The 13,655-nt window shown below is 63.5% G+C and carries 22 protein-coding genes; 19 read left to right on the plus strand and 3 right to left on the minus strand.

Going from position 1 to position 13,655, the window contains the following annotated elements; translation table 11 throughout:
• The first annotated feature begins 71 nt into the window (after positions 1–71).
• From tuf to QF040_RS27195, 15 genes are all read left to right on the plus strand, one after another.
• Positions 72–1,265 carry an elongation factor Tu gene (gene tuf / locus QF040_RS27125; protein WP_013539103.1) on the plus strand — a complete coding sequence of 398 codons (1,194 nt, stop codon included), beginning with the start codon at positions 72–74 and terminating at the stop codon, positions 1,263–1,265.
• 24 nt (positions 1,266–1,289) lie between these two features.
• Complete coding sequence (gene rpsJ / locus QF040_RS27130) at positions 1,290–1,604, plus strand: 30S ribosomal protein S10 (RefSeq protein WP_007838118.1); 315 nt, start codon at positions 1,290–1,292, stop codon at positions 1,602–1,604.
• Between the two features lie 148 nt (positions 1,605–1,752).
• On the plus strand, positions 1,753–3,333 hold the full coding sequence (locus QF040_RS27135; RefSeq protein ID WP_429613575.1) for a hypothetical protein: 1,581 nt from the start codon (positions 1,753–1,755) through the stop codon (positions 3,331–3,333).
• Positions 3,334–3,344: 11 nt separating this feature from the next.
• Complete coding sequence (locus tag QF040_RS27140; protein WP_429613576.1) at positions 3,345–3,875, plus strand: hypothetical protein; 531 nt, start codon at positions 3,345–3,347, stop codon at positions 3,873–3,875.
• A 243-nt stretch (positions 3,876–4,118) separates the two neighbouring features.
• Positions 4,119–4,799, plus strand: coding sequence for a 50S ribosomal protein L3 (gene rplC / locus QF040_RS27145; protein WP_013543943.1), 681 nt, complete (start codon positions 4,119–4,121; stop codon positions 4,797–4,799).
• The gene (gene rplD / locus QF040_RS27150) at positions 4,799–5,419 is read left to right on the plus strand and encodes a 50S ribosomal protein L4 (protein ID WP_013543942.1); all 621 of its coding nucleotides are present in this window, start codon (positions 4,799–4,801) and stop codon (positions 5,417–5,419) included. The genes rplC and rplD overlap by 1 nt, the downstream gene beginning before the upstream one ends.
• Positions 5,416–5,751 (plus strand): 50S ribosomal protein L23, encoded by a 336-nt coding sequence (gene rplW, locus QF040_RS27155; RefSeq protein WP_007838129.1) that lies wholly within the window; start codon positions 5,416–5,418, stop codon positions 5,749–5,751. Before rplD ends, rplW begins: the two co-directional genes overlap by 4 nt.
• A 2-nt stretch (positions 5,752–5,753) precedes the next feature.
• Positions 5,754–6,578 (plus strand): 50S ribosomal protein L2, encoded by an 825-nt coding sequence (gene rplB, locus QF040_RS27160; RefSeq protein WP_013543941.1) that lies wholly within the window; start codon positions 5,754–5,756, stop codon positions 6,576–6,578.
• A gap of 11 nt (positions 6,579–6,589) precedes the next feature.
• Positions 6,590–6,868 carry a 30S ribosomal protein S19 gene (gene rpsS, locus QF040_RS27165; RefSeq protein WP_007838132.1) on the plus strand — a complete coding sequence of 93 codons (279 nt, stop codon included), beginning with the start codon at positions 6,590–6,592 and terminating at the stop codon, positions 6,866–6,868.
• 9 nt (positions 6,869–6,877) lie between these two features.
• Positions 6,878–7,210: a 50S ribosomal protein L22 gene (gene rplV, locus QF040_RS27170; protein WP_007838134.1), complete on the plus strand. Its 333-nt coding sequence runs from the start codon at positions 6,878–6,880 to the stop codon at positions 7,208–7,210.
• A 17-nt stretch (positions 7,211–7,227) separates the two neighbouring features.
• Positions 7,228–8,142, plus strand: coding sequence for a 30S ribosomal protein S3 (rpsC, locus tag QF040_RS27175; protein WP_013543940.1), 915 nt, complete (start codon positions 7,228–7,230; stop codon positions 8,140–8,142).
• Positions 8,143–8,170: 28 nt separating this feature from the next.
• A complete protein-coding gene (rplP, locus tag QF040_RS27180; protein ID WP_007838137.1) occupies positions 8,171–8,587 on the plus strand; it encodes a 50S ribosomal protein L16 in 417 nt (138 codons plus the stop codon).
• Between the two features lie 13 nt (positions 8,588–8,600).
• Entirely contained in the window at positions 8,601–8,852 is a 252-nt protein-coding gene (rpmC, locus tag QF040_RS27185; protein WP_429613577.1) for a 50S ribosomal protein L29, read from the plus strand.
• 9 nt (positions 8,853–8,861) lie between these two features.
• Positions 8,862–9,131 carry a 30S ribosomal protein S17 gene (gene rpsQ / locus QF040_RS27190; protein ID WP_013543938.1) on the plus strand — a complete coding sequence of 90 codons (270 nt, stop codon included), beginning with the start codon at positions 8,862–8,864 and terminating at the stop codon, positions 9,129–9,131.
• 70 nt (positions 9,132–9,201) lie between these two features.
• Positions 9,202–9,708: a peroxiredoxin gene (locus tag QF040_RS27195; protein ID WP_013543937.1), complete on the plus strand. Its 507-nt coding sequence runs from the start codon at positions 9,202–9,204 to the stop codon at positions 9,706–9,708.
• 16 nt (positions 9,709–9,724) lie between these two features.
• On the opposite strand, the gene QF040_RS27200 is transcribed toward QF040_RS27195, so the two are convergent.
• Together QF040_RS27200 and QF040_RS27205 are read right to left on the minus strand one after the other, a co-directional pair.
• Entirely contained in the window at positions 9,725–10,312 is a 588-nt protein-coding gene (locus tag QF040_RS27200) for a GNAT family N-acetyltransferase (RefSeq protein WP_307602717.1), read from the minus strand.
• Entirely contained in the window at positions 10,309–11,019 is a 711-nt protein-coding gene (locus tag QF040_RS27205) for a cytochrome b/b6 domain-containing protein (protein ID WP_429613578.1), read from the minus strand. Before QF040_RS27205 ends, QF040_RS27200 begins: the two co-directional genes overlap by 4 nt.
• Before the next feature lie 160 nt (positions 11,020–11,179).
• Between QF040_RS27205 and QF040_RS27210 the strand changes: the two genes are divergently transcribed.
• Positions 11,180–11,626 (plus strand): c-type cytochrome, encoded by a 447-nt coding sequence (locus QF040_RS27210; protein WP_429613579.1) that lies wholly within the window; start codon positions 11,180–11,182, stop codon positions 11,624–11,626.
• Between the two features lie 64 nt (positions 11,627–11,690).
• On the opposite strand, the gene QF040_RS27215 is transcribed toward QF040_RS27210, so the two are convergent.
• On the minus strand, positions 11,691–12,188 hold the full coding sequence (locus QF040_RS27215; RefSeq protein ID WP_042578715.1) for a TlpA disulfide reductase family protein: 498 nt from the start codon (positions 12,186–12,188) through the stop codon (positions 11,691–11,693).
• 91 nt (positions 12,189–12,279) lie between these two features.
• Between QF040_RS27215 and QF040_RS27220 the strand changes: the two genes are divergently transcribed.
• The 3 genes from QF040_RS27220 to QF040_RS27230 all read left to right on the plus strand — a co-directional run bounded on the left by QF040_RS27220 (position 12,280) and on the right by QF040_RS27230 (position 13,613).
• On the plus strand, positions 12,280–12,819 hold the full coding sequence (locus QF040_RS27220) for a hypothetical protein (RefSeq protein ID WP_429613580.1): 540 nt from the start codon (positions 12,280–12,282) through the stop codon (positions 12,817–12,819).
• Positions 12,820–12,919: 100 nt separating this feature from the next.
• Complete coding sequence (locus QF040_RS27225) at positions 12,920–13,375, plus strand: PTS sugar transporter subunit IIA (RefSeq protein WP_013543931.1); 456 nt, start codon at positions 12,920–12,922, stop codon at positions 13,373–13,375.
• Entirely contained in the window at positions 13,344–13,613 is a 270-nt protein-coding gene (locus QF040_RS27230) for an HPr family phosphocarrier protein (protein ID WP_354357669.1), read from the plus strand. The genes QF040_RS27225 and QF040_RS27230 overlap by 32 nt, the downstream gene beginning before the upstream one ends.
• Positions 13,614–13,655 lie beyond the last annotated feature (42 nt).

Genomic DNA, 13,655 nt, shown 5'->3' on the forward strand with positions numbered 1-13,655 from the left:
TGCGAGGCGAACCAGCAATCGGGTGCAGACATAAAACCAATACACGGGAATGCTCTTTCAAGGATTGAAAAATGGCAAAAGGTAAATTCACCCGCACCAAGCCGCACGTGAACGTGGGCACGATCGGTCACGTTGACCACGGCAAGACGACGCTGACGGCTGCGATTGCAACCGTTCTGTCGGCCAAGTTCGGCGGCGAAGCCAAGGCTTACGACCAGATCGACGCAGCGCCCGAAGAAAAGGCTCGCGGCATCACGATCAACACCGCGCACGTCGAGTACGAAACGGCCAACCGCCATTACGCACACGTCGACTGCCCCGGCCACGCCGACTATGTGAAGAACATGATCACCGGCGCCGCTCAGATGGACGGCGCCATCCTGGTGTGCTCGGCCGCTGACGGCCCGATGCCCCAGACCCGTGAACACATCCTGCTGGCTCGCCAGGTGGGCGTGGGCTACATCATCGTTTTCCTGAACAAGTGCGACATGGTCGACGACGCCGAGCTGCTCGAGCTGGTCGAAATGGAAGTGCGCGAGCTGCTGGACAAGTACGAATTCCCTGGCGACGACACCCCCATCATCCACGGCTCGGCCAAGCTCGCCCTGGAAGGCGACAAGGGCAAGCTGGGCGAAGAAGCCATCATGAAGCTGGCTGAAGCGCTGGACACGTACATCCCGACGCCCGAGCGCGCCGTGGACGGCACGTTCCTGATGCCCGTGGAAGACGTGTTCTCGATCTCGGGTCGCGGCACTGTGGTGACCGGCGCTGTCGAGCGCGGCGTGATCAAGGTCGGTGAAGAAATCGAGATCGTCGGCATCCGCCCGACCGTCAAGACCACCTGCACCGGCGTGGAAATGTTCCGCAAGCTGCTGGACCAGGGCCAAGCTGGCGACAACGTCGGCGTGCTGCTGCGCGGCACCAAGCGCGAAGAAGTCGAGCGCGGCCAAGTGCTGTGCAAGCCCGGCTCGATCAAGCCGCACGTGCACTTCACCGCCGAGGTGTATGTGCTGTCCAAGGACGAAGGTGGCCGTCACACGCCGTTCTTCAACAATTACCGCCCGCAGTTCTACTTCCGCACGACGGACGTGACCGGCGCGATCGAGTTGCCCAAGGACAAGGAAATGGTCATGCCTGGCGACAACGTCAGCATCACCGTCAAGCTGATCAACCCGATCGCGATGGAAGAAGGCCTGCGCTTCGCCATCCGTGAAGGCGGCCGTACCGTGGGTTCGGGCGTCGTGGCAAAGATCCTCGACATCTAAGCCGGACGCAAAGGAAACATCACCATGGCTACCAAGCAAAAAATCCGCATCCGCCTGAAGGCGTTCGACTACAAGCTGATCGACCAATCGGCTGCCGAAATCGTTGACACCGCCAAGCGCACCGGCGCGATCGTCAAGGGCCCCGTGCCCCTGCCGACCCGCATGAAGCGTTTCGACATCCTGCGTTCGCCGCACGTCAACAAGACGTCGCGCGACCAGCTCGAGATCCGCACGCACCAGCGCCTGATGGACATCGTCGACCCGACCGACAAGACCGTGGACGCGCTGATGAAGCTCGACCTGCCGGCCGGCGTGGACGTCGAGATCAAGCTGCAGTAAGCAGCAAGAACTCCCAGCGTCGCGTTTTGACGAAGCCCGCCTGCAGAAATGCAGGCGGGCTTTGTCTTTTAGGGTGCGGCTATGGCATCCTCTCGCACCGGTAAATCTTTCAAGCATCGGCCGAGGCTGAAACGAGGGCAGTACAGCTATGAGTCACAAGTTCTCTTTTGCGTTGGGCGCGGCGTGCGTTGCCGCTGTACTGCTGGCGGGCTGCGGCGGTGGTGGGGGTGGAGGCGGTGGAGGGGGATTCCCGATCCTTCCGATAGGCAATTCGGTTGCCCTGACCGGCAAGGCCACCTATGAATCCGTTCCGAATACGAATGGGCCTCTTGTTTATTCCGCGACCTCCGTCAAGCCGGTGCGCGGTGCGATGCTGGAGGTGCTCGATGCAACTTCTTCCGCGCAGCTCGCCGTGACCACCACCGACGACAGCGGGGCGTACTCGGTTGCCGTGCCGGCAAACACGGCGATCGTCGTGCGTGTGAGAGCGCAACTGACTCGCACCGGCTCCTTCCCGAGCTGGGACGTGAGCGTTCGCGACAACACTCAGGGCAATGCCCTTTACTCCATGCAGTCATCGGCGTTTTCGTCTGGCACCACCGCGTTGACGCGCGACCTGCGCGCCGACACCGGCTGGGGTGGATCGAGCTACACGGGCCAACGCGTAGCTGCGCCGTTTGCCGTGCTCGACACGGTCTACACGGCGATGCAAAAGGTGTTGTCGGTCGCGCCGACAACGGCGTTCCCGATGTTGCGCGTGTTCTGGAGTCCCAACAACAAGCCGGCTGGCGGGAGTGTGGCGGCCGGGGACATCGGCAGTACCTTCTTCATCAACCGGAGCACGGGGCGCGAGATCTACGTCCTCGGCCGGGAGGATGTGGACACCGATGAGTTCGATGCACCTGTGATTGCCCATGAATGGGGTCATTACTATCAATCGGCCTTCAGCCGCGATGACTCTCCAGGCGGGTCCCACTCGCTGGACGATCGGGTCGATAGGCGGCTCGCGTTTTCCGAGGGATGGGGCAATGGCTGGTCGGGCATTGCGCTCGGGCGGAACAACTATGTGGATTCGAAGGAAGCCCAACAGGCAAAGGGCGGCAACGTGAATCTCTCGGTGGGGCCGGCGACCAATCCGGGGTGGTACCGGGAAGGCTCGATCCAAGCGATCTTCTGGAATCTGAATCAGCAGGTCGGCTTCAAGCCCATCCACGACGCGATGACGGGCATCCTGTTCAGGAGCGGCGCGCCGGTCTCGTCGATCCATCCCTTCACCGCTGCATTCAACACGATCGCGCCCGGCAGCGCGTCCGCACTGGCTGGTTTGCTCTCCAGCCAGAACATCAGCACCACAGCCAATGACCCTTATGGCGACACCGAGACGAACAACGGTGGGTCGCCGACGGTCCCGAACGTGGCGCAGCCGATGTATCGGACGGCAACCGTGGGCGGCGCGCCGACGCAGGCCTGCGTTTCCAACGTCGCAGGCAGCGACAACAAGCTCGGCAGCTTTGCGTACCTTCGATTCAATGCGCCCGCCAATCGCGACTACCAGTTCACGGTCAACGGCGGTCCCACCGGGGCCAACCCCGACTTCGACATTTTCCGTGGCGGCCTGGTCGCCCGGTCGGGCAGCAAGGTCAGCCTGGGGGCGGGCGACTACGTTCTGGCCGTCAGCGATCTCAACAATTCCGGGGCATCGACATGCTTCAACGTCACCATTCAGTAGGGAAGGCCGTCATGAGCATCCGACCACGTTCGATGATTTCCCTCGCCTGGCTTGCAATGGCCGCTTTGTCCACGCCGGCCACGGCCGACGGCATGCCGGGTGCGCGCCATGCCAAGTCCACTTCACATCGCGAGGCGTCCATGACAGCGGCAGCGCGCAAGCCGAACGACTCCGGCGTGACGCTGCGGTTCCGGCTCGATGCTGTGCCGCAAGTGGGGCGCGGTACCCCGGTGGTGTTGGAATTCGGTGATGTGACCGACCCGGACGGCGCGACGGTGCGCTTCACAGCCGACGCTGGGCTGAAGATTTCGGGCAGCGACACGCTCGCGTTGCCGATGGCCAGACGCACGTCCGCGACCGTCACTGTGGTGAGTGAACAGGAAGGTCTCGCCTACCTCAATGTTTTCATCACGCAAAAGGGCGCCATGAGCGCCATTTCGATTCCTGTCCAGACCGGTGCTGCGGCGCCGGTCCTGAAGCCTTCCGGCGAGCTGAAGTCCACGCCAGACGGGGAAAACATCATCACGATGCCTGCGAAGTAGGCAGAAAACGGGCAAAAGGGGCGCATCGGCCCCGAAAATCCCGCCTGCAACACCGCTTGCACGGCGCCCGCATCGCGGGCTATAATCGCTGGCTCTGCCCTTGGTGCGTCCGTAGGGGTGTAGTTCGAGCAGAGATTTATCAACCTCCTTCCGCAGGCCGGAAACCTTCAGGGATTCGGCCAAACGCTGTCGCCAATTGAAGTGGCAGCGGCGAAGGGAGCTTCCATTTTTTGGAGAAAACAAATGAGTCTGAGCAACTCCCTCGGGTTGCTGGGCCGCAAGGTGGGGATGATGCGTCTCTTCACCGATGACGGGGACGCAGTTCCTGTCACGGTGGTGGATGTGTCCAACAACCGTGTGACCCAGATCAAGTCCCAAGAGACCGATGGCTACGTCGCCCTGCAGGTGACGTTCGGTTCGCGCAAAGCATCGCGCGTGACCAAGCCTGAAGCCGGCCACCTCGCCAAGGCGGGTGTCGAAGCTGGTGAAATCATCCAGGAATTCCGCGTTACCGCAGAAACCGCAGGTCAGCACAAGGCTGGCGGCGTGATCGCGGCGGGCAGCGTGTTTTCCGTGGGCCAGAAGGTGGACGTGCAAGGCACCTCCATCGGTAAGGGCTTCGCAGGCACGATCAAGCGCCACAACATGAGCTCGCAACGCGCGTCGCACGGTAACAGCCGTTCGCACAACGTTCCCGGCTCGATCGGCATGGCACAAGACCCCGGTCGCGTGTTCCCCGGCAAGCGCATGACGGGCCACCTCGGTGATGTGACCAAGACCACGCAAAACCTCGACGTGTTCCGCATCGACGAAGCGCGTCAACTGCTGCTCATCAAGGGCGCGATCCCGGGTTCGAAGGGTGGCTTTGTCACCGTGCGTCCCGCCATCAAGGCCAAGCCGCAAGCGGCTGAAGGAGCGAAGTAATGCAACTCGAACTCCTGAACGAACAAGGCCAGGCCGCGTCGAAGTACGACGCCCCCGAGACCGTGTTCGGCCGTGACTACAACGAAGACCTGGTTCACCAGATCGTCGTTGCGTTCCAGGCCAACGCCCGCCAAGGCACGCGCGCCCAGAAGGACCGCGAGCAGGTCAAGCACTCGACCAAGAAGCCTTTCAAGCAAAAGGGAACGGGCCGCGCCCGTGCCGGTATGACGTCCTCGCCGCTGTGGCGCGGGGGTGGCCGGATCTTCCCGAACATGCCTGACGAAAACTTCTCGCAGAAGATCAACAAGAAGATGTACCGCGCCGGCATGGCCGCCATCTTCTCGCAGCTCGCTCGCGAAGGCCGTCTGGCCGTGGTGGATTCGCTGACCGTGGATTCGCCCAAGACGAAGCCGCTGGCAGCCCGTTTCAAGGCAATGAATCTCGAGTCCGTGCTCGTGATCGCCGAAGAAGTCGACGAAAACCTGTACCTTGCCTCGCGCAATCTGGTCAACATCCTCGTGGTCGAACCCCGTTACGCCGATCCGGTGTCGCTGGTTCACTACAAGAAGGTGCTGGTCACCAAGGGTGCCGTCGACAAGCTCAAGGAGATGTTCGCATGAGCCGCGTGAACCCTACCGCCGCTGAACGTACGTTCGAAGAAGGCCGCCTGATGGCGGTGCTGGTCGCCCCGATCGTGTCCGAAAAGGCCACGATGGTCGGCGAAAAGTCGAACGCTGTCACTTTCAAGGTGCTGCAAGACGCCACCAAGCCCGAGATCAAGGCCGCTGTCGAACTGATGTTCAAGGTCGAAGTCCAGGGCGTGTCGGTGCTCAACACCAAGGGCAAGACCAAGCGCTTTGGCAAGTCCATCGGCCGCCGCGACAACGTTCGCAAGGCCTATGTGACGCTCAAGCCGGGTCAAGAGCTCAACCTCGTCGGGGAAGGCGCTTAATCATGGCCGTCATCAAGATGAAACCCACTTCGCCGGGCCAACGCGGCGCGGTGAAGATTTCGCGTGACCACCTGTTCAAGGGTGCTCCTCACGCTCCCCTGCTGGAGCCCCAGTTCCAGAAGGCCGGCCGTAACAACAACGGCCACATCACGATCCGTCATCGTGGCGGCGGTGCCAAGCACCACTACCGCGTTGTCGACTTCGTGCGCAACAAGGACGGCATCCCGGCCAAGGTCGAACGCATCGAATACGACCCGAACCGCACCGCCCACATCGCTCTGGTCTGCTACGCCGACGGCGAGCGCCGCTACATCATCGCCCCGCGCGGTCTTGAAGCCGGTGCAACGCTGCTGTCGGGCGCCGAAGCCCCGATCCGCGCCGGCAACACCCTGCCGATCCGCAACATCCCGGTCGGCTCGACGATCCACTGCATCGAACTGCAACCCGGCAAGGGCGCGCAGATCGCACGCTCCGCTGGTACGTCGGCAACGCTGCTGGCTCGCGAAGGCGTCTACGCCCAGGTCCGCATGCGTTCGGGTGAGGTGCGTCGCATCCACATCGAATGCCGTGCAACCATCGGCGAAGTTGCCAACGAAGAGCACAGCCTGCGCCAACTCGGCAAGGCCGGTGCGAAGCGTCACATGGGTATTCGCCCGACCGTTCGCGGTGTGGTGATGAACCCGGTCGACCACCCGCACGGTGGTGGCGAAGGCAAGACTGGCGAAGGCCGCCACCCTGTCGACCCATGGGGCAACCTGACCAAGGGCTATCGCACCCGTAACAACAAGCGCACGCAGGTCTTCATCGTGTCGCGTCGCAAGAAGTAAGGGGATAGCTCATGACTCGCTCTCTCAAAAAGGGTCCTTTCGTCGACCACCACCTGGTGGCCAAGGCCGACAAGGCCGTGACGACCAAGGACAAGAAGCCGATCAAGACCTGGTCGCGTCGTTCGATGGTTCTGCCCGAGTTCATCGGTCTGACCATCGCCGTGCACAACGGCAAGCAACACGTGCCTGTGTACATCACCGACCAGATGGTCGGCCACAAGCTCGGCGAATTTGCGCTCACGCGCACGTTCAAGGGGCACCCCGCGGACAAAAAAGTCCAGAAGAAGTAAGGAACGACCATGTCTGAAACACGTGCAGTCCTCCGCGGTGTCCGCCTGTCGGTCGACAAGGGCCGTCTGGTCGCGGACCTCATCCGCGGCAAGAAGGTCGATCAAGCGCTCAACGTTCTGCAGTTCACGCAGAAAAAGGCCGCTGTGATCATCAAGAAGGTGCTCGAGTCGGCGATTGCCAACGCCGAGCACAACGACGGTGCCGACATCGACGAGCTGAAGGTCAAGACCATCTACGTCGAGCAAGGTGCAACGCTCAAGCGCTTCACGGCGCGGGCCAAGGGTCGCGGCAATCGCATCAGCAAGCCCACGTGCCATGTGTACGTGACGGTCGGCAACTAAGAAGGCCTGGAAGAAATATGGGACAGAAAATCCACCCAACCGGGTTCCGCCTTGCGGTCACCCGTAACTGGTCCAGCCGCTGGTACGCAAGCGACCGCGATTTCGCGGGCATGCTGGCCGAAGACATCAAGGTTCGCGAATACCTGAAGAAGAAGCTGAAGAACGCTTCGGTCTCGCGCGTCATGATCGAACGTCCCGCCAAGAACGCACGCATCACGATCTACTCGGCGCGTCCGGGCGTCGTGATCGGCAAGAAGGGCGAAGACATCGAGAACCTCAAGCGCGAACTGGGCAAGCAGCTTGGCGTGCCGGTGGCAGTGAACATCGAAGAAGTGCGCAAGCCCGAAATCGATGCCCAGCTGATCGCCGACAGCATCACGCAGCAGCTCGAAAAGCGGATCATGTTCCGCCGTGCCATGAAGCGCGCCATGCAAAACGCCATGCGTCTGGGTGCCCTGGGCATCAAGATCATGTCGTCGGGCCGCCTGAACGGCATCGAAATCGCTCGTTGCGAGTGGTATCGCGAAGGTCGCGTGCCGCTTCACACCCTGCGTGCCGACATCGACTACGGCACCTCGGAAGCCAAGACCACCTACGGCGTCATCGGCGTCAAGGTCTGGGTCTACAAGGGCGACACGCTGGGTCGTAACGACCTGCCGGCCGTCGAAACGCCGCGTCCTGAAGAAGAACGTCGTCCGCGTGGTCCGCGCCGCGATGGCCGCCCGGGTGGCGACCGTCCGGGTTCGGACCGTCGTGGTCCCGGCCCCCGTGCCGGCGCCCGCGGCCCGATCGGTGGCAACACCGCACCGGCCGATGGCAGCGACAAGCCCGCCGAAGCAACCGGCGGTGCCGGTGCAGACTCGAAACCCGCCGTTAAGCGCGTCCGCAAAGCCGCGCCAGCTGCAGCAGCTGACGGTGCCAAGACCGAGTGATCGGTCTTAGAACTACGGAGTATTAAAAATGCTGCAACCTGCACGCAGAAAGTTCCGCAAGGAACAAAAGGGCCGCAACACCGGCATCGCAACCACGGGTAACTCGGTTGCGTTCGGTGACTTCGGTCTCAAATGCACCGACCGCGGCCGCCTCACGGCGCGCCAGATCGAAGCCGCTCGTCGCGCGATTTCGCGTCACGTGAAGCGCGGTGGCCGTATCTGGATCCGCGTGTTCCCGGACAAGCCAATCTCGACCAAGCCCGCCGAAGTTCGGATGGGTAACGGTAAGGGCAACCCCGAGTACTACGTCGCTGAAATCCAGCCTGGCAAGATCGTGTTCGAGATCGTCGGCGTGCCCGAAGAACTCGCCCGCGAAGCGTTCCGCCTGGCCGCCGCCAAGCTTCCGCTGCGCACGACGTTCGTCGCTCGCCAGCTCGGCGCCTGAGAGGAGAACATCCATGGCAACACGTAAGAAAAAAGAAACCGTGGCTCCGGCCAAGGTCACCAAGGCTGCAACCCTTCGCACGAAGGACGTTGCAGGCCTCGAAGCCGAAATCAAGGACCTGCAGAAGGCCCACTTCGGTCTGCGCATGCAGAAAGCCACGCAACAGCTGTCGAACACCTCGACGCTGCGCGTGACGCGCCGCGACATCGCGCGCGCCAAGACCATTCTTGCGCAGAAGCAGCAAGAAACCCAAGCCGCCAAGTAAGGAGTGAACATGACGGAAGCTAAAAAATCCCTCAAGCGCACCTTGATCGGCAAGGTGGTCAGCGACAAGCGTGCCAAGACCGTGACCGTGCTGGTCGAGCGCCGTGTGAAGCACGAGCTCTACGGCAAGATCGTGGCCAAGACGAGCAAGTACCACGCCCATGACGAAAATGGCGAATACAAACTCGGCGACACCATCGAGATCACGGAAAGCCGTCCGATCTCGAAGACCAAGAACTGGGTTGTGACCCGCTTGGTCGAGAAGGCCGTGCTGGTCTGATCTTCGAGTTGAACGACTCAACCGGAAACGGCCCACAATGTGGGCCGTTTTTCTTTTTCAGGAGCATTCAATGATCAAAGTCGGTGACACCCTTCCTTCGGCAACCCTGCAGGAATATTCAGAAGTCGAGGGCGAAGGCTGCAGCATCGGCCCGAACGCGGTGGACGTGGCCAAGGCTTCGGCCGGCAAGACCATCGCGCTGTTCGCACTGCCGGGCGCCTTCACGCCCACCTGCTCGGCCAAGCATGTGCCGGGCTACGTGCAGCACTTCGACGACTTCAAGGCCGCCGGCGTGGACGAGATCTGGTGCGTGAGCGTGAACGATGCCTTCGTGATGGGCGCTTGGGCGCGCGACCAGAAGACCGGCGCCAAGGTGCGCATGCTGGCCGACGGCAGCGCCGATTTCGCCAAGGCCACCGGCCTCACGCTCGACCTGACGGGCCGTGGCATGGGCCTGCGCAGCAACCGTTATTCGATGCTCGTGAAGGACGGCAAGGTCGCGACGCTCAACGTCGAGGCCCCCGGCAAGTTCGAAGTCAGCGACGCGGACACGCTGCTGGCGCAAGCCCGCGGCTGATTGATCGGCCGATCGCTCAGAGATCGGCCTTGAGGTAGTGAGCTCCGGCGATGGGGTTGTGATAGTAGGGCGGCACCTCCTCGAAGCCCAGGTCTTCGTAGAGTGCCCGCGCCGATTCCATGTCGTCGAGCGTATCGAGCAGCACGCAGCCGTAGCCTGCGGCGCGTGCCGCGTCGAGGATCGCCTCGGCAAGCTGCCGGCCCAGGCCGAGTCCCCGAAAGCCGGGGCGCACGAACAGCCGCTTCATTTCCGCCGCATTCGCATAGTCCGCGTTGTCGAGCGGGCGCAGGGCGCAGCAGCCTGCCACGTGCGCGAGCGAGCCATCGGCGCGCCGCAGCATCGGTGCCTGCCGGCCGATTTCTTCCTTGATGTTCGCTGGGTCCACCAGCGCCAGCAGCAGCGTGCCGCGCGGTTCGGCGTATTCGCCCGGAAGGTCGGCCAGCTCGCTGTCGAAATCCTGGAAGTCCAGGTCGATGTTCAGCGAGGCCGCGTAGTCGCGGAAGATCGCGCGCGTTGCATCGATCTCATGGGCTTCATCGGGCGTGAGGAGCACGACGACCGGTGTGTCCGCAAGCGGCAGCGGGCGCGAAATCGAAGAGCTCATATGCGCAGCGACGCCACCCAGTACGCCACGCCCGCGCACAGCGCGAACAGCACCAGCGCCAGCCCGCGCGAAGCCGCGTCGTCGCGGCTCCCGGCGACCTCACCGTTGGTGCGCGCTACGAGCTTGTCGCCCGACACCATCGGTCGCACCAGGCGATGCCGCCTGACCAGCACATAGAACAGCACGGCCAGCACATGCAGGCTGACGAGCGTGATCACGATCCATTTGCCCTGTGCCTTGTGCCAGCCGGTGGCGAAGCTCACCACCGCACCCGAGACGAAGCGGGTGAGCGGGCCGGAGGCCGAAATCTCGTCGTCGGCCATCAGCCCGGTGGCGACCTGGAAAGCCAGGATCGCCAGCACCGCGAACACCGAGAGCGCCCCTAGCGGCGTGTGCCCGATCAGGTGGTCCGGATGCGCCCGCCCACGCAGATAGTTGATGACCGACCCCGGCGCATAGATGAACGCCGCGAAGCGCGACCAGCGCCCGCCCACAAAGCCCCAGAGCAGCCGGAACAGCAGCAGCGCGAGCACCGTGTACCCGAGCCGGAAGTGCCATTCCATGATGCCGCTGAGGCCGGTTCCGATCAGGCCGATCACGGTGACAGCCAATGCCCAGTGGAAAAGACGCGTCGGCAGGTCCCAGACGCGCGTGGGGGCCGCGGTGCTGGCGGTCGCCTGGAGGGCGGCCACGGAGGTATCGGTCATCGATGGGGGCGCGGTGGCGCGAGGCTGCGGAAGGCGGAGGTTAGCAAAGTCCGGGCAGATGGCTGCTTCGGGTTGTTGCTATGCCTCCGACATGACCTGCCCCTACACTCGGCCGCAGCGCTGCGTTCGACGGCGTTGCCACCCCACACAAGGACCCACGATGATCCGACTTGCCTCGTTCGCCCTTGCAGCCGCCTGCGCTGCGATGTCCCTGCCCGCTGCTGCCCAATTCGCAAAGCCCGAGGACGCCATCAAGTACCGCCAGAGCGCGCTGTTCGTGATGAGTCAGCATTTCGGCCGCCTGGGCGCCATGGCCAACGGCCGGATTCCCTACGATGCAGCGGCTGCCGCAGCCAATGCCGAGGTCGTGGCCGACATGGCGAAGCTGCCCTGGGCGGGTTTCGGCGCCGGCACCGAGGGCGGCAAGGCCAAGCCTGAAGTCTGGAAGGAAGACGCCAAGTTCAAGGAACGCCAGCAGAAGCTGATCGAGGAAACCGGCAAGCTGGTGGTTGCCGCCAAGGCCGGTAACATCGACGCGCTGAAGGCCCAGTTCGGTCCGACCGGCGCGAGCTGCAAGGCTTGCCACGACAGCTTCCGCAACCAGTAAGAGCGGCTGCAAAAAACAAAAGGCGCTACCGGGTAGCGCCTTTTTTATTGGGGGCGAAGAAGCTTCAGGCCTCGGCGAGCAGCTTCTCGATGAGCTTGTGCAGCTCGGCGAAGTCCGGCTCGCCCACGTAGCGCTTCACGATTTCGCCCTGCTTGTTGACCAGGTAGGTGGTCGGCGTGAGCTTCACATCGCCCCAGGCTTGCGCCACGCTGCCGGTGTTGTCGATCGCCACCTTGAACGGCAGCTTGCGGGTTTCGGCGAAGTTGACGACGTAGCTTGGCGGGTCGTAGCTCATGGCCACCGCCAGCGTGTCGTAGCCCTTGGACTTGTACTTGTCGTAGGTCGCGATGACCTTGGGCATCTCGCCGACGCAGGTCACGCAGCTCGTGGCCCAGAAGTTGACCAGGGTGACCTTGCCCTTCAGGTCGGCGGTGGTCTTCTGGCTGCCGTCCAGCAGCACGAAGGTGGAGGCCGGGGCGGCTGTGTTGCCGGAGCCGAGGTACACGCCCACGCCAACGGCCAATGCAAGAGCGACGGCGGCGGCAGCGATGTATTTTTTCATGGCAGCGGGAGAGAGAAGGGCGGCGCGATTTTAGTTCCGCCTGCCGGATCGTGCTGGCATGGGCCCGAGCCCGCTCGATAATCGCTCCCCCATGCCGTCGTTTGCCCCCCGCCCCTGGCTTGCGCTGACCGCCGCAGCCGCCTTTCTCGCCGCCTGCAGCCCCACCTTCAACTGGCGCGAGGTGCCGATCGCCGATGCGGGCCTGGTCGCGCTCCTGCCTTGCAAGCCCGACCGCGCGAACCGCGCGCTGCCGCTGGGCGCCGAATCCGTGCAGGTCGACATGGCCGGCTGCGAGACCGGCGGCGTGACCTTCGCGATTGCCCATGCTTCCGCCGGCAGTCCGGAGCAGGCCGAGGCCTGGCTCAACGCTTGGCGCGCGGCCACGCGCAGCCAGTTGGGCGACGCGAAGGTGGCGGAAGCCCCGGCGGTCCTGCCGCGCGCGACCGCGATGCCCGCGCCGGTGCGCCTCGATGCACAACCGGCGCAACCTGGCTCGGCACCCGTGCAGGTGCTTTGGTTCGCCCAATCGCAGAAAAACGGCACCGTGGCGCTCTACCAGGCGACCGTGCTCGGCAAGCCATCCACGCCCGAGGCGTCGAAGACCTTCTTCGAGGGCCTGCGCCTTCCATGAGGGGCGGCGCTGTCCGTTTTTTCGCGGGCTGATGCGTTATGTCTTATCTCTACTTTCCCTGGGCGCCCCCGCATAATCGACGCGTCGTCCCCTGAGCCGCATGAACAGCATCCTCATCATTGCCCACTCACCGTTCGCGCAGGCGCTGCGGCAGTGCGCGCTGCATGTGTTTCCCGACTGCGAGCAGGCCGTCGTCGCGCTCGACGTACTACCCAATGTGTCGCCCGAGGAAACGCTGGCCGCCGCTCGCATCACGCTCCAGCAGCAGCTGCATGCCCCGCGCTCGCAGGTGCTGGTGCTGGCCGATGTGTTCGGCGCCACACCCTGCAACGTGGCGCAGAAGCTGGTGGACGGCGTCCAGTCGCGGCTGGTGGCGGGCGTGAACCTGCCGATGCTGCTGCGCGCTGTCACCTACCGCCACGAACCGCTCGACACGCTCGTGCAGCGCGCCATCGCGGGTGGCACCGCGGGCGTCATGCAGGTGGCGGTGGCGGCTCCCCAGAACCAGGCAAAAAGAAAGCACAGTGATCAAGAAATCCGTGACCATCAGCAATAAGCTGGGCCTGCACGCACGCGCATCGGCCAAGCTGACCAAGCTCGCAGGCAGCTACCCCTGCGAGGTGTGGCTCTCGCGCGGCGACCGCCGCATCAATGCCAAGAGCATCATGGGCGTCATGATGCTGGCCGCAGGCCTTGGCTCCACCGTCGAGCTCGAGACCAACGGCCCGCAGGAAGAAGAAGCGATGAACGCCATCGTCCAGTTGATGGACGACAAGTTCGGCGAAGGCGAATGAAATGGCTTACCCCCAGGCTTTTTCACTTCGTGTAAACGCCAA

Source organism: Variovorax sp. W2I14, assembly GCF_050435205.1.
Classification (GTDB): Bacteria; Pseudomonadota; Gammaproteobacteria; order Burkholderiales; family Burkholderiaceae_C; genus Variovorax; species Variovorax paradoxus_C.

Excerpts from the sequence above, each read along its gene's own strand:
- rpmC (WP_429613577.1), top strand. The coding sequence starts at position 8,601 with ATGGCAACACGTAAGAAAAAAGAAACCGTGGCTCCGGCCAAGGTCACC.
- rplV (WP_007838134.1), top strand. The coding sequence starts at position 6,878 with ATGTCTGAAACACGTGCAGTCCTCCGCGGTGTCCGCCTGTCGGTCGAC.
- rplB (WP_013543941.1), top strand. The coding sequence starts at position 5,754 with ATGGCCGTCATCAAGATGAAACCCACTTCGCCGGGCCAACGCGGCGCG.
- QF040_RS27140 (WP_429613576.1), top strand. The coding sequence starts at position 3,345 with ATGAGCATCCGACCACGTTCGATGATTTCCCTCGCCTGGCTTGCAATG.
- rplD (WP_013543942.1), top strand. The coding sequence starts at position 4,799 with ATGCAACTCGAACTCCTGAACGAACAAGGCCAGGCCGCGTCGAAGTAC.
- QF040_RS27215 (WP_042578715.1), bottom strand. The coding sequence starts at position 12,188 with ATGAAAAAATACATCGCTGCCGCCGCCGTCGCTCTTGCATTGGCCGTT.
- QF040_RS27220 (WP_429613580.1), top strand. The coding sequence starts at position 12,280 with ATGCCGTCGTTTGCCCCCCGCCCCTGGCTTGCGCTGACCGCCGCAGCC.
- rplC (WP_013543943.1), top strand. The coding sequence starts at position 4,119 with ATGAGTCTGAGCAACTCCCTCGGGTTGCTGGGCCGCAAGGTGGGGATG.
- QF040_RS27195 (WP_013543937.1), top strand. The coding sequence starts at position 9,202 with ATGATCAAAGTCGGTGACACCCTTCCTTCGGCAACCCTGCAGGAATAT.
- rpsC (WP_013543940.1), top strand. The coding sequence starts at position 7,228 with ATGGGACAGAAAATCCACCCAACCGGGTTCCGCCTTGCGGTCACCCGT.
- rplW (WP_007838129.1), top strand. The coding sequence starts at position 5,416 with ATGAGCCGCGTGAACCCTACCGCCGCTGAACGTACGTTCGAAGAAGGC.
- QF040_RS27135 (WP_429613575.1), top strand. The coding sequence starts at position 1,753 with ATGAGTCACAAGTTCTCTTTTGCGTTGGGCGCGGCGTGCGTTGCCGCT.
- QF040_RS27210 (WP_429613579.1), top strand. The coding sequence starts at position 11,180 with ATGATCCGACTTGCCTCGTTCGCCCTTGCAGCCGCCTGCGCTGCGATG.
- QF040_RS27200 (WP_307602717.1), bottom strand. The coding sequence starts at position 10,312 with ATGAGCTCTTCGATTTCGCGCCCGCTGCCGCTTGCGGACACACCGGTC.
- QF040_RS27225 (WP_013543931.1), top strand. The coding sequence starts at position 12,920 with ATGAACAGCATCCTCATCATTGCCCACTCACCGTTCGCGCAGGCGCTG.
- rpsJ (WP_007838118.1), top strand. The coding sequence starts at position 1,290 with ATGGCTACCAAGCAAAAAATCCGCATCCGCCTGAAGGCGTTCGACTAC.
- QF040_RS27205 (WP_429613578.1), bottom strand. The coding sequence starts at position 11,019 with ATGACCGATACCTCCGTGGCCGCCCTCCAGGCGACCGCCAGCACCGCG.
- rpsS (WP_007838132.1), top strand. The coding sequence starts at position 6,590 with ATGACTCGCTCTCTCAAAAAGGGTCCTTTCGTCGACCACCACCTGGTG.
- rpsQ (WP_013543938.1), top strand. The coding sequence starts at position 8,862 with ATGACGGAAGCTAAAAAATCCCTCAAGCGCACCTTGATCGGCAAGGTG.
- rplP (WP_007838137.1), top strand. The coding sequence starts at position 8,171 with ATGCTGCAACCTGCACGCAGAAAGTTCCGCAAGGAACAAAAGGGCCGC.
- tuf (WP_013539103.1), top strand. The coding sequence starts at position 72 with ATGGCAAAAGGTAAATTCACCCGCACCAAGCCGCACGTGAACGTGGGC.